The sequence below is a fragment of the Magnetospirillum molischianum DSM 120 genome, from assembly GCF_000294655.1.
GTDB classification, from domain to species: domain Bacteria; phylum Pseudomonadota; class Alphaproteobacteria; order Rhodospirillales; family Magnetospirillaceae; genus Phaeospirillum; species Phaeospirillum molischianum.
In genome coordinates, this window is the sequence record NZ_CAHP01000019.1 from 1 (window position 1) to 14,464 (window position 14,464).

5 protein-coding genes and 2 pseudogenes are annotated in these 14,464 nt (G+C 58.0%); 3 read left to right on the forward strand and 4 right to left on the reverse strand.

Going from position 1 to position 14,464, the window contains the following annotated elements; all coding sequences use genetic code 11:
- Positions 1-1,011, forward strand: a 1,011-nt coding sequence (gene tnpC / locus PHAMO_RS07460; protein WP_040566429.1) for an IS66 family transposase, incomplete at its 5' end; no start/stop codon positions are given.
- A 485-nt stretch (positions 1,012-1,496) separates the two neighbouring features.
- Here tnpC and PHAMO_RS18940 read toward each other — a convergent pair.
- The 3 genes and pseudogenes from PHAMO_RS18940 to PHAMO_RS07470 all read right to left on the reverse strand — a co-directional run bounded on the left by PHAMO_RS18940 (position 1,497) and on the right by PHAMO_RS07470 (position 5,443).
- Positions 1,497-3,353 carry a glycosyltransferase gene (locus PHAMO_RS18940; RefSeq protein ID WP_081504485.1) on the reverse strand — a complete coding sequence of 619 codons (1,857 nt, stop codon included), beginning with the start codon at positions 3,351-3,353 and terminating at the stop codon, positions 1,497-1,499.
- A gap of 74 nt (positions 3,354-3,427) precedes the next feature.
- Positions 3,428-4,264, reverse strand: a complete 837-nt coding sequence (locus PHAMO_RS20385) for an acetyltransferase (RefSeq protein WP_081504486.1) — start codon at positions 4,262-4,264, stop codon at positions 3,428-3,430.
- A 90-nt stretch (positions 4,265-4,354) separates the two neighbouring features.
- A pseudogene (locus PHAMO_RS07470) lies at positions 4,355-5,443 on the reverse strand (IS3 family transposase).
- Between the two features lie 405 nt (positions 5,444-5,848).
- Here PHAMO_RS07470 and PHAMO_RS07475 point away from each other — a divergent pair.
- Together PHAMO_RS07475 and PHAMO_RS18450 are read left to right on the forward strand one after the other, a co-directional pair.
- Positions 5,849-12,082, forward strand: coding sequence for a P-loop NTPase family protein (locus PHAMO_RS07475; protein WP_002727977.1), 6,234 nt, complete (start codon positions 5,849-5,851; stop codon positions 12,080-12,082).
- A 40-nt stretch (positions 12,083-12,122) separates the two neighbouring features.
- The gene (locus PHAMO_RS18450) at positions 12,123-12,521 is read left to right on the forward strand and encodes a hypothetical protein (RefSeq protein WP_051002398.1); all 399 of its coding nucleotides are present in this window, start codon (positions 12,123-12,125) and stop codon (positions 12,519-12,521) included.
- Positions 12,522-12,861: 340 nt separating this feature from the next.
- On the opposite strand, the pseudogene PHAMO_RS07485 reads toward PHAMO_RS18450, so the two are convergent.
- Positions 12,862-14,202 (reverse strand): annotated as a pseudogene (locus PHAMO_RS07485) (IS5 family transposase).
- Positions 14,203-14,464 lie beyond the last annotated feature (262 nt).

A 14,464-nucleotide genomic window follows, 5' to 3' on the forward strand; every position in this document is an offset into this window, starting at 1 on the left:
TACGACCACATCGACCTCCCGGTGATCCGCCCAGTGGTGACCCGAATCGAACTGTTCGGCGGGCGCTGTGGCGGCTGTGGACGTCGTGCCCGGGCCGAGGTGCCGACGGGGATGGCACCGGGAACGCCGTTCGGACCGGGCGTCCGTTCCCTGCTTCTGTATCTCCACCACAGCCACCATGTCGGCTTCGAGCGATTGTCGCGGATGATGAAGGACCTGTTCGGGTTGGCGGTCTCGGAAGGCGCCATCGCCAATGCTTTCCGTCGGGTCCGGACCGGGCTGGACGAGGCACGCGCGGCCATCAAGGCCAAATTGCTGACCGCCCGGGTGATCGCCTCGGATGAAACCACCACCCGGGTCGATGGCGTCACCCACTGGCAGTGGGTGTTTGTCTCGGATCGGGCGGTGCTGCACGACATTGCGCCGCGCCGGGCCAAAAGCGTCGCCGAGACCGTGTTGGGCGACTACCGCCCCGGGGTCTGGGTGTCCGACCGCTACGCCGGACAGCAGGATCTCGCCCTGGCCCATCAGGTCTGTCTCGCCCATGTCCTGCGCGACGTCCAATACGCCATCGATTGCGGCGACACCGTCTTCGCCCCGAAAATTCGTGATCATCTCCGTTGGGCAATCCGTGTCGGCAAACGACGAACAGAGCTCAAGGACTCTACGCTGGTCGCTTATGCCGCCAAGGCAGAGCGCCGCCTCGACACCCTGCTCGCCATCCCGGTCGCTCATCCAGCTGGGCAAATCCTCCAGCGCCAGATCAAGGCGTGGCGAACGAAGTTCTTCGTCTTCCTCACCGATCGCGAGGTCCCGCCCACCAACAATGTGTCCGAGCGCGAGATTCGGCCCTCCGTCGTTTTCCGCAAGGTCACCAATGGATTCCGCTCCGACTGGGGTGCCCAAGTCCATGCCGGATATCGGTCTGTCACCGGCACGGCGCGCCTCAAGGGCCAGACTGCCCTTCAGGCCGTTCGTGACCTCGTCAATGGCACCTTCGTCGTCGCCTGACAAAATCGACGCCAACCCCGTGAGCAATTACGGGATTACCCAGATGAGCTAAACAACCTTCAGTGAGAATAAAGATGCGCCAATAATCCGGTCATCATTTAGATCGGGGGCAAAAGAACTGAACTTTTTAGCGTCAGGCGTAATAATCATAATTGTTATGATTCCACCATGAGGGTCGATTCTTCTGACAATCGGCACGCTTATGCGCGAGGCATTATCAGAGTTTATTTTTGCCTCGATGGGTTCGCAGAAATCAATTGAAATGAAAATTGATTGACTCTCAAAATATGGGAGTCCAGATATTGTGAAAATTATTGATTTTGCATTGACTTCCGGAAGTCTAATAGAGAAAATTGCTTGTCTTGATAATATTGCTCGATCTCCGCCGAATGGAATTTGATTGCCAACAAGATGAACTCCTGACCTAAGGGCAAGAAAATAGAATAGTTCAGCGATAGAGTACTCAAATCCTATCCTTAATGTTATTATAGGAGCGATTCCCTGGATGTATTTTTTGTTTTTAATTTTGATGCTGTGTTGGGCTCTGGAGCGGCATGTGTTCCGGTCACGCGGTTACGGAGCCGAATCCACTCATCAATCTTGCTCGTGTAATCAGCCTGCCAACGTGCCTCAATCATCGCAGCGCGGGTAGGATCGAGCTTACCCTGAGCGCGCAGGCATGCGACGTCGCGCAGGCGTTGAGCCTTGACCATCACATACACAGCCGCCGTGTGCTCAAGAGCTGCCGGGTCGCTATTCAACGCCCCAATCATTCTGTGGCTGTTGTGGGAATGTTGACGCCACCCGACGAGAGGTCGTGCCAGATAGTGTTGGGATCCAAGCAATGTCGCCCGGAATCCGGTTAGAAGATCAAGGCCGTAAGGGCAGAGCTCCGGATCCAGAGGTTCAAATGTTTCGATAATCGAACGATGAAAAGCTGAAGAGGCTCCCAGCCAATAGGGGTTATTCTGTTGATCTGCCAAAGCGATTGGGTCATCAAGAATAGCATCAGGCAAATTTGTATCCAACAAGCAGCTCGGGATACCTTCTTCGCTAATCAAAACTGCATTGGTGGTTACAAGCCTACAGTCTGGATGACTGTTAAAATGATTTATGATCACATCAAGGCGACCGGGTAACGTGATGTCATCACTGTCAGCCTGAATAATAATTGGCGCTTTTGAAAGCTTGATAATATGGGGCAACATACCATGCCCTATTGCAGTACCGTTTCTCATCAAGGTTGCAGTCACGTCAGGCCGGGTAGCCAGTCGATCCAAGACTACATTGAAGCTGTTGTCGGTGGACCCGTCATCGACCAGTATCAATTCAATATCCCGTCGCCATTGGGCAAACAGGCTGTCGAGTTGAGCGCCAATCCATTCGGCGTGGTTCCGTACAGGAATAAACACAGCCGCTACAAATGCCGGTCGTGGAGCTGCGGGCGGAGGAGGAGTAACCCACGTGCGGGGGGGAGGGGGAGCAGCCCAACGATTGATTGCTGCGGTAATTTCATTGTCTTTGTAATATGATTTAACTTCTGGATGAGTGTAAATTTCCTCCAGAGCAGCGCGAGGTAGGCGAAAACAATTTTGGAGGGCGCGGTAGATATCTCCCGTAGACTTGGTGCCACCCTCATTCACATGAGGTAGCGTAACATCTATTTCCGGAAAAAGTTCGGCGAGTCCGGTTTCAATTGCTGTTGGCACATTCTCTTGCCGGAACAGAAGAAGTCGAACATTGTCCTTGAATAAAATAGAGTAGCCACGATCATGGTCAAATGGATGCGCTTTCAGATCGAAGCCAAAAGGTTTTTCAATCTCTTCCTGAAACCAGAGGAACGGGGCGCGAATCATTAATTCAAGCCAGGTTCGCACAGGATCTTCGTCACTGGCATCGCGCAGCCATAGATCAGTGATGCGTGCAGCCATAATATCGGCTGTTGCCTGTGTTGAGTGAGCCATACAGTCCATAAAACAGGACTCAAAATTTTGCATTGCAACTGACAAGGAACGAGCAATGGGATCTCGAACCCCACTAATGACCGTTACCTGTTCGCCGCTTGCCATGGCCTCGGCCAAGCGACTGGCAATCGCTGGCGCTTGATCATGAAAGAGGCGAAGGCCTCGCATCGCGTGATCATCTGAGGCAAAGATACGGGCCAGCGGCTCGTTCAACCAAGCGCCAAGACCATGGGAGTTATAAACCTCTCCTGGAAAGCGTTCAGTTAAAAGCTGCGTGATGGAGGTTGTGCAAACCTTTGCATACGTCAATATCAAAATCATCAAAAACTCCCTCTCATCACGAACTCCTGAATGGATCTGCAATGCTTTTACCGGCATTCCATCATATCAATCACGGCACAAAGACAGGATTTTCAGGTCGCAGGTCCAAATATAACCGTGTGACTGCACAATCACGACCCGTCATCATCGTGCGCTGATGACCTTGCAAAGGAGATGCGGCGTCTCACACGAACGCGCTGATCAGAATGGGCAATCGTCCCATCCGGCATGTCACGACGAACCACAGCGTTAACACCGATTCGGCAGTCGTCTCCAATCTGAACACCCGCGTGTATCCGCGCGCCCATTCCGATCATGCATCGCTTACCAAGCCTTGCGTCGCTGGCCACTGTAGCGTGAGGTAAGATAACCGTGAAGTCGCCGACGGATACGCGCGCGCCCAGGACATTGTGGGCAAAAAGATGAACATGCCGGCCAAGAGTAACGTCGGTTAAAATGGCAAAAGGACCAACATAACACCCTTCATTAAGCTTGGCGTAGGACGAGACAACAGATGAAGGGTGGATAAATCTAGGCCATGTACAACCTTTAAGGGCTGGGCGTTCCCTGACGAGTTGTGCCTGCACGGGGTCTGCGATCGTCAAAAATGCATCGACGTTTGCACCCTCTATATCATCGATCAATTCAACTTGATGGCCTAAGACTTCCCCTTTCGGTTGATCGTCGACCAACTTAGAAACGCGAACATCGGCAGTCTCGAAAATGCATATGATATTTCGAGCGTTTCTACCAGCGCCAACGAGGAGAATCCCCTCAGGGGCGGGAGGGAACAAAGGATCTCTATGGATAGACACTTGACTCTCAACGGGCCTGTTTGAGTGAGCCTTTACAGGGCGATGATCGGTCGGGCTACGCCCTCCCTGTCTGCGGTCTCTGCTATCGGTAGCGAAAATCATGCTGTCACTGCCTAACTCAGTTATCAAAGTAAGCTTATCTGAAAAATTCATGGCTGCTGGCGGATGTGGCACTAGCGATCCTGTCCCGTGGAGTGGTGGTGTGGTAATCCCGCCATTTTTAGCGGGGGTTGGACATAGAATTCATGCGGCTAATTTCAGTTTCTGGGCGGGTGTGATGCCGCCGATGCCCATATTGGGGCGGTCGTTGTTGTAGGTCCAGAGCCATTCTGTCGCGTGATCCTGCACCTCCGCGATGGTTTCAAAGAGGAACTGGCCCAGCCATTCATGCCGGACCGTCCGGTTGTAACGCTCGACATAGGCGTTCTGCTGCGGCTTGCCGGGCTGGGGATGTGTTGGAGGCCGATGCCGCGCGTCTCGGCCCATTTCATCAGCGTACCGCTGATATATTCGGGACCATTGTCGACCCGAATAGCGCCCGGTTTGCCGCGCCATTCGATGATCTGGTTCAGCACCCGCACGACCCGTTCGGCGGGCAGAGAGAAATCGACTTCGATGCCGAGTCCCTCCCGGTTGAAGTCGTCGAGCACGTTGAGCAGCCGGAAAGCCCGGCCGTCCTCCAGACGATCTGCCATGAAGTCCATCGACCAGACCTGGTTGGGGGCGTCTGGCACCGTCAGTTCGTCGGGCTTGTCGCGTTTGAGCCGCTTCCGGGGTTTGATCCGCAGGTTCAGTTCCAACGCGCGATAGATCCGATAGACCCGTTTGTGGTTCCAGCCATGACCCTGGATATTGCGCAGATACAGGAAGCAGAGGCCGAACCCCCAGGTCTTTCTGGCCTGGGTGAGCCCAATCAGAAGTTCGGCGATCTGCTCTTTCTCGTCGGAGAGCCTTGGGCTGTAGCGATAGCACGTCTCGCTGAGCCCGAACGTCCGGCACGCCAACGAAATACTGATCCCTCGTCGCGCCACCGCTGTCTCGGCCATCTCCCGGCGCTGGGATGGCCGGGTTATTTTTTCCGAGAGCCTCGCGGAGCAATTCATTCTGCATGCTGAGCTCGGCGAACATCTTCTTCAGCCGCCGGTTCTCGTCCTCCAGCCCCTTCATCTCCGAGATCATCGAGGCGTCCATCCCGCCGTATTTCGCCCGCCATTTGTAGAACGTCGCGCTGCTCATCTGGTGCTCGCGGCACAGCGTCAGGACCGGGATACCGTCCTCCGCCTGACGTAGGATCCCCATGATCTGGGCGTCCGTGAACCGACTCTTCTTCATCCGAATCTCCTCGTTCGCAAGACCGAGAAAATTCTACGTCCGCATCCCTTTATTTCCAGGGGGGATTACCACGCCAGACGATGCTCGATATCCCAGAACCCATGCTGAACGACCATTCCGCCCTCGCATCTCAACCATCAAGGATGGAATCATAAATTCAGCCACGACGCCAGTTTCCGGAAGCATCCATGTTTCGACGAAGTGAGTAGGGACGTTCAAGTCGTTGGAAATAGGGTTATAGGTCGGCTCAAAATGAATACGCGCAGGGTGAACCTGTCTTTCCTGGAAGCGAAAGGCTGATTGCACGATGGCGGGAAACGCCTTTTAGGAATCTGTTATAACATCTGCATCCCGCTTAAAGTTTGGAGGCACGACATCGGGTCGTGCCCCTGATATATCGATTCCATGGCAGACACGAACAATCTCGTCCGATATCGCAATGACGGTGACGACTTCCACGTGTTGTGGACGGCCCGCCGGGCATTGAGGCTGCTTGATCCGACTACAGATCTGGTCGGAGTGTCGGTCGAAGGGGTGTCCGAGCGCGAAATCCACGGCAAGGAACTTGCTGAAGGATTATTGGTCGTCGATACCGCCGAGTATTACGGCTCGCAAGATATCCGTCAGGCCCGACAGATTGTCTACTGTCAGCTGAAATACTCCACTCGGAACCCAGATGCGCCCTGGCCGGTTTCCGGCCTGGCCGGGACGCTGGAGGGCTTTGCCGCAAGCTTTCGCGAGAAAGTGTCCGAACTTGGTGCGCCGGAGGTTCTGGGGAAAATCCGGTTCCAGTTTGTGACCAATCGCCCGATTTCCCCCAGCGTGCTTGCCGCCTTCGAGGCATTCAGGCTTGGAACGTCGCCGAAGGTGATCGACAAAGCCGTGCTGGACGCCAGAAATACACTTCTGAGCAAGACGAGCCTGTCCGAAGCTGAATTCCGGGACTTCGCAAGCCTGGTTCAGTTCCTGGCGGAGCAGCCCGATCGCCGAAGCCTCACGAACTTGTTGGCTCAGGACGCCCGACGGATATCGCTCGACAGTGACGCGACCCTGCGGATGAAGGCCTTGGTCCAGGATCACACCACCTCTGACAAGGCTCGGGACAAGGTCATTGACCGTGAAAAGGTTCTGCTGGCCTTCAGAGTGACATCCGACGATCTGTTCCCGGCCCCGGCCAAACTCGAACCCGCCGAGTCCGCGTTTCAGCGCACCCAAGAGAAGGATATCGCCTCCACGATCCTTCGGGCGGGATGGCCGGTCGTCATTCAGGCCCCGGGGGGCATCGGCAAGACCATACTGGCGCAGCGTTTGGGCGGGCACATGCCGCCCGGTTCTGAAACCATCCTGTTTGACGGCTTTGCCGCCGGAGATTACCGCAACTACCGAACCTACAGGCACCGTGCGGCCCGCGGAGTCCCCCAGATTGTCAACCAACTGGCGGCCAAGGGGCTGTGCGACCTGCTGTTGCCGCAAAATGGGTTGTCGGAACAAACCTATCTGCAAGAGCTGTGGCGCAGGCTTGGACAAGCCGCCGAGACCGTGCAAGCCCAGTCCCCCGATGCCGTGGTTTTGCTGATTATCGATGCCGCCGACAATCTGGGAATGGCGGCCGAAGGCGCGAGTGATAGCAGTTTCGCCGAGGCCTTATTACAGGAAGCGCCGCCGCAGGGGTGCCGCATCGTGGCCCTGGCCCGCCCTCACCGGGTGGAGCAGTACCTGCGTCCAAGGCAGGAGGCCATCTCCATTTACCTCCAGCCGTTTTCCGTCGCGGAAAGCGGGCAGTTACTTCGGACAAAGTTTCCCGAGGCATCAGACGAGCAGGTCGCCCTCTTCCACCATTTCACCGACTGCAATCCGCGCGTCCAAGCCAACGCCCTGCGTGTGGCAAGCGATCTGGCCGCTTTGTGCGAAAGCCTTGGGCCGATGGTAGAAACCGCCGAGACGCTGGTCAAAGGACAACTCGACTCCGCATTCCACAAAGTCCTGCGCGAACAGGCGGTGGGTGACGAATTCGATCGCCTGGGTGCCGCCCTCGCCATGTTGCCGCCGCCCGTTCCGCTCACGACGTTGGCGCAGGCATCAGGACTTACGGAAGACGCAATCCGTAGCTTCGTCGCTGATTTCGCCAATGGACGTCCCATTCTGATCCGCAACGACGCGGTCCAATTCCAAGACGAACCGACGGAAACCTGGTTCAAAGACAAATTCGCTAATGCTACAGCGCATTGGGAGACCATGGCCGACCGGCTGGAGCCCTCTGCCGACACAGACGCCTACGTCGCGGCTATTCTGCCCATCGTCCTGCATCAGGCCGGTCGTCATGATCGGTTGATGGAGTTGGCCCTTGGTGACGCATCACCCGAGGCGGCGGACCCGGTGGAGCGGCGGGCGATTGTCCTGCAGCGTGTAACCTACGGGCTCAGGGTTGCCGCTTCGCGCGGACGAACCACGGACACCGCCAAACTGCTGGTTCGAGCAGCCGAGGAAGTTGCCGCAGATGACCGGCAGGTCGCGTTTCTCAATCGTCATGCGGATCTGATCGGCCATTTGGCCGCTCCCGAAGTTGTCGCGGAGCATGTTTTCCGACATCGCCCTTGGCGTGAAAGTGGAAAGGCCTTCATCGCCTGCGCAGCCATGCTCTCAGCCAAACCATTGGGTTTGCCGGAAGCCAGACAATATTTCCGCCTCGCCATGCAATGGCTGAGAGATTGGGCCGCAGAGAGGCGGGCACGCCCAGATGATCATTCTCGTGAAGGGCTAAAGCCTGCGGAAGTCGCTCTCTATGCGGCGGTCATTTCCAGACTGAATGGGCCCCTGGATATGGCGCGTTTCCTTGGCTATTGGTCAGGGGATATGCCGTTCCTGGCGGGGGGCGTCGTAGCAACGCAGATGCTGGACAACGGCGACCAGAATATCCTTGAGGATCTCCTCGCCGACGAAGGAGCCCCGCTTCTGGTTCGTTTGGCGGTCAATAGGGAACTGGTCGAGCGGTGCATCACCCCGCCCGCTGACTCAACACAGCGCCTGCTGGATGAGCTTCTCGTCGAGCCCACTCCCATCGAACTGCCGGACCAGCTCGATGGCAGCCCCATTTTCCCTGCCATTGCCTCGGTCGCCGAGGCAGCGATGCGAGCCAAATGTCCGAGTGTCAGCATTCAAGACCTTTTGGCCCGTTACCCGGTGCCGCATGAACGGGCATACACCCATTACGATCCGGGAGGTAAGCGAAACGCCCTTCTGCGGATGGCATCCATGGCGGCGATCATGGAAGGGCGTGAGCTCACCATAAAGGATGTTGTGCCCAGCCGCCTGCGCGAAACCTGGGAGAAGAACCGAGGGCACGGGCGGGACGAGCGCGAGTTTTCGGATTACTACAGCGCTCTAATCCAGTGGCATATGCTCCGTGAGCGGGCGATCGCGCGGGAAATCTTGGCAACGGACGTCCCGCCAGCAGCATTCCAAGAGCAATACGAGGGTGCAGGTCCCGCTCGCTATTCGAACAATCGAGGTGTTGCCCTATTGCGCATGGAGGCTCTGCTCTGGGCCGATGGAGATGATGGCTGCGCCGCTGACTTGGAAAATTGGGCAAAGACTGAACAATTGGCCTTTCCAAGCGTGATATGGACGCGTCTGGCTGAGTTGGCCGCATCGCGGCCGACTCTCGCCGAATTCGCCCTTCTGTGTGCGGGCCGAGCCCGCGAGGCAACGGTAAGCGAGCGCCAGAACGCCGGCCAAACAGCCGATGATTTGATGGATATCGCCAGGGCGCTCCTGCCCCTGGGGCCGACCGAGGCTGGCCATTACCTGCAAGAGGCCCTCGACCATGTGGGGCGGCTGAGCGACGAAATACACCCACACCTGGATACTCTGCTTACCCTGGCGGAATGTGCTGGAACCGGCAGGTCTTCGGCACCAGAGGCGTATCGTTTGGCTCGGGCTGCCGAACTTCTGCATGCCTATAACGATCACAAATTCCCCTGGGAAAGGGTCACGACATCCGTTGCTCGACTGGATTTGCCCTCCGCCTTTACCGCAATCGCCCGTTGGGATGACCGGGGCGTCGAGGCCGTTCACTGGACGATATCGAGCCTTGCTCCGATGGCGATGCAGCTTGGCCGTCTTTCCCCGGAAACCCTCGTTGCGCTGCATGCCTTTGGTGGGTATTGGGACGGCAAAGACCGTGCCAAGCAGCTGTTTGCCGGTTTGCCTAACAAGGCGCGGCGTCAGACCGCTCTCGACATCCTGGTGTCCGACCAGGAACTCGACCGGATGGCGGCAGGAATGTCCTCCAAAGAGCTTCAGGCTGAAGCACGCCGCTACGGCTTGGTAAATGCGCGTCTGGAGTCGCTTACGACCCTGGGGCAAGACTCGGATCGGGAAGATAAAAAGGCGGCATCATTTTCGGTCGTAGAGAAAGAGCTACCGGATTTGGACAAGTTGCTGGAGGGCTTGGATCCGGGAACTGCCGCCGGCATCAACCAAGCCATATCCCGTTGGCGGGATGGTCGAGGCGGTATTGATATCGGTGACGTCTTTGCGGCGATGAGGGAACGTGTTCTCCGAAACAAGCGTGCCGACCATATTGGTGCTTTGGCCAATGGCGACCTTGAATTCGGCAGTTGGGCCATCGAGGCGCTGGAAGGGTGTCGGAAGGATTGGGGGTATGTCCCGAGTGTACAGGCCGCACTTAGGGCGGCGGTCAGAACCGTCATAGATAAAAAAGCAGAGGATTTGCTTCCGTTCATGGGCTGGGATCGGGATGACATCGGGCGATGTGTCGCCGTGGGTGGGGAAAGTCGCCCCCAACTGATCCGGCTCATGACGAATTCCATCTCCCAGCGGGTGCGCGACATTCCTACCCGCGAATTGTTTCGATTCGTGAATCTTCTCGCGAAAGAATCCCTCTCAAAAGATGAGTCCCAGGAGGTTCTGACCTACGCCCTCGACCGGTTGGAAGGCCCCCTCCGTGATCAGGATGGCGATGGTCCCTGGTGCGATGACCTTGCCCCTCCGGCTTCGGATGAGGAAGCCGTTGCTGGGTTTCTGTACGCAATGCTGGCCTCGCCGGAGGCGGAAACCCGATGGCGGGCCGCCCATGCGGTGGTCCGATTAGGGCGCCTTGGCCAGTCTTCGCTGCTGGACGCCGTGGTGAAACTCTTGCCCCGGACGGAACTGCCCGCCTTCATCGGCGCCGGACTGCCCTTCTATGCTCTCCATGCCCGATTGTGGCTCCTGATCGCCCTGGCACGGTTGGCGGAGGACGCTCCTCAAGCCGTGATGCCCTATCGGGAAACGCTCATTTACTGGGCTTTGAACGCCGATGAGCCTCATGTCCTGATCCGCCATTTTGCCGCCCAGGCGGTTTTGGCCTTTGCGGTTCCGGGAGAGGCGGAGCTGGACGACGACGTCATCAAGCGACTGAGATCCGTCAATTCCAGCGCCATGGAGCCGGTGGCGTCAGATCAGACGCACTACACCGGGTATGATCTCCGACGAGGCCAAGGGCGGAGTCTGATGCCCTATGAGTTCGACGGGAATTGGATTGCCCCACTGGGAAATGCCTTCGGCATTCATCCCGATGACGTGTCGGAGAGGGTTGAGAAATGGATCTGCGAACGCTGGGGTATTTCACTTCCAGACCACTATTTTGAGCCACGAAGCGGCAAGGAGCGACGCCATGGCATCGGGCGGGAGCAGTTATCGACTTTCGATTCCTACCGTTTCTATGTGTGCTGGCATGCACTGCTCTGCGCGGCGGGGGAACTGGTCCAGCAACTCCCTCCCGCACTCCGATACGAGGAGAATGGCTGGAAGGATTGGATCCGCCGCGTGGACCTGACGCGAGGCGATGGTCGCTGGCTTTCCGACCGGCGGGATCCGGTGCCGCTCAACCTCTGCCCGGAAATGGGAGAGGTAGGCTACAACCCGGAAAAGAGGGAGATTTGGGCATATTCCATCGGGGCCGCTGACCTTGATGCCGTCCTGGGACTGAACGAAACACCGACGAATGAACTGGTCGTAGATGCCTGGTGGTTTCAGAGCCGCTACGAAAACAAACAGCGTGTCCGCGTTAATTCGGCAATGGCTTCGCCCGCGACCAGCATGGCACTTCTCCGGACCTTACAGACGGCGGAGAATCTCGACGAGGATAGGGACGAGGTCCCAGACATCTTCAAGCTGAGAAACCTTGTCACCTCCACGGAACGGGACCGAGAGCTGGACGGCTTGGACGTGTTCGCCGGTGAGGTTTCCTGGCCACCCCCAAAACCTAAACGCGAAATCCAACAACTCTTTGAGTTGCTGCCCGACAAGGATTTCCGGAATTGGTATCGGGGAACAATCCCTGTCATGCGGTCGGAAATTTGGGGCGCCCGTGTGGATGAACGACGCGGTGATTCGTCCAACAGCGGGCGCCGTGTGTCGGTCACGACACCATTCCTGAAAGAAATTCTTTCTCATTTCGGCTGCGATCTGATCATCGAGGTGGAGCTCGAACGTGAATACGAAGACCAACCAGGACGGTACGATCACGAGCACATCGCCAATCGGTCCTACAACCGAATCTACCTCCTGCGAGGCGCAACCGGACGCCTCCATACCCTTCACGGATCTGTGCGGCTTTGGCCGGAAGCTGATTGATGCGCTACAGTTGGAACCGACAGACACACTCGGCCGGTGGATGGCTTATTATCTTGCGGAACGTCTGTTGGATGCTGAACGAGCGTCAGGCCCGGAGAAGGCTAGCCTGGAGCGAGAGCTCTTCGAGCAGATTCTCCAACTCTGGAAACACCGGGGAAACTGGCCGACACATCAACGCCCGTTTCGCGAAACGGATGACTTGGCCGACAAGCTGAGGACTTTCATCGACCGTTCGCGCCCCTGGTATTTCGCGCAAAATGCCAGGGCTTCAAATCACTCTCCCGAAGACTGGATTGATAAGGCGCAGGCACTCGACGTCGCTGCCCGCGATCTCATCGCTTGGTGCATGAATTATGCTGTCGCGGAGACTTCGGGTGACGATGCCGCGTGGGCTGACGATCACGTCGCCCAACAGCTTGAAATAATCATCGCCCTATGAGGGTGTACTTATAAATGATTCCAGGTGAACAGGGGATGACCGATCAAAGTGCCGACGATCCGCTCCAGAGCGGCATCGTTCCGGCCGACCGTTCCCAGAATAGCGGTCACCGCGACCGAACCCAGAACCCGATCTGACCCGCTATCACGCTGCCCCTCTACACCCCGAGAGCCCATGGAATCACGAACCCGACATCCGCGCCAGTTTCCGGAAGCGTCCATATGAGCTGATTTGTTTTGGGCCTTATCGCCGCAGAACGTATTCGCGAGGCGATAGCCTCGTGCCGTATTGAAGCAAAGTAAAACGTCGTCCGTGAAAAATTCGGTTCAGCCCTCCAGGATCAGACGGGCTGAGCGTTCAGGTTGTGCCTTTCGGCCCTGAGGACGGCCCGGATCATGGACAACAAAAGCCTCAGCCAGCGGAGCAGGAGGCGGAAGTTGTGTCCGGCGCCGCAGAGGATGGCGTTGATGCGGTCGCCGCTCTTTCCCTTGAGGAAGTTCCGCCCGAGAAGGCCGTCGTTTTTCATGTGGCCGATGACGGGTTCGATGGCGCTGCGGCGGCGCAGTTCGCGGCGAATGGCGTTGGTCGGGGCCTTGTTGCCGGAGATCCAGACCTTGAAGCGATCGAGGCCGTGGCCGCGATAGCCCTTGTCGACATAGATGCGGCGGGCGGTGACGCCGGTCCAGGCTTCGGTGGCCTCGACGGCAGCCTTGAGGGTATAGCCGTCATAGGGGTTGCCGTGGCGAGCGTCGATATGCAGGACGAAGTGACCTCCGGCGGCCGGGCGGTTGGTGGTGGTGACGGTGACCTTGCAGCCGAATTCGTAGGGCTTGGCGGCCTTGCCCTTGCCGATGCATTCGACCTCGGGGGCGTGGAGGGAATAGACCTTCGGCAAGGGATCGCGGCGTTGTTGGGTCATCACCCGTTCGGCCAGCCACAGGGGGCGCTTGAAGGCGTCGGTCAGGGCCTCGTTGCCGGCGATCTTGCGGCGAATGTCGCGGATCACCCGCCCCGGATAGGTCTTCAGCCGCCGCAATTCGCGGCGCGCCCGGTTGAACTGCTTGGCGTGGGCGTGTAGCGGCCCTGCTTCATCGCCGCCCGCTTGCCGACGCGGGCGTGGCTCTGGCGAAGGCCGATGCCCCACTCTTGGGCCAGCGCCACCAACTTTTCCCGGGCCCGCTGCATCAGCTTGGCGTCGGTCGGGAAGGTCACCGCCTTGGGCTGAACGGTGGTATCGACCGTCACCCGCTCCATGTCTTCGGCCTGAAGAGCGCCGGCCCGGTGGGCGGCGGCCAGGCTCTCCTGCACCAGGGCCGACAGGTCATCGGCGCCGATGCGCTGACGCCAGCGGGTCATCGAGGAGCGGTCCACCGGCAGGGCGTGCTGGAAGAAGGGTTCGCCGCAGAAATACTGGAAATACGGATCGCAGACCCAGCGATCGCACACCGCCTCGTCAGAGACGGCCGTACATGTGCTTGAGCAGGTGCAATCCCACCATCAGTCGGGTCGGAACACCCGGGCGCCCCGTTTCCGCGTAAAGCGGCGCGAACCGCTCGTCGAAAAAGCCCCAGGCGACCAAACCCGCCAGCCGGACCAAGTCGTGGCGCAGGTTGATGATCTGGTCGAGCCGCGACCGGAACAGGTCGCCCTCGGTCTGCGGCGGTCTCTTGTGCGGCGTCATCTCTCCTCCCCGAGCGGCTCTGAGAGAATGCAATCACAACCGATGGGGGGCGTAAAGGGGCAAGGTTGGGATACGAAATTTGCCGGGAATCGGGGGGACACGACGCCGAATCTGGCAAATTCGATTACTTCGCCACAGCCCTAAACCCAGGTGACAGGCCGGGCTTGGGGTTATTCACGGACGACTAAAACATCCTGTCCATAACGATTAGCATCGGCGCCTTCTCTGGCTCCGAGTCTGTGTGTGAGGTGCCTGAGGCAGA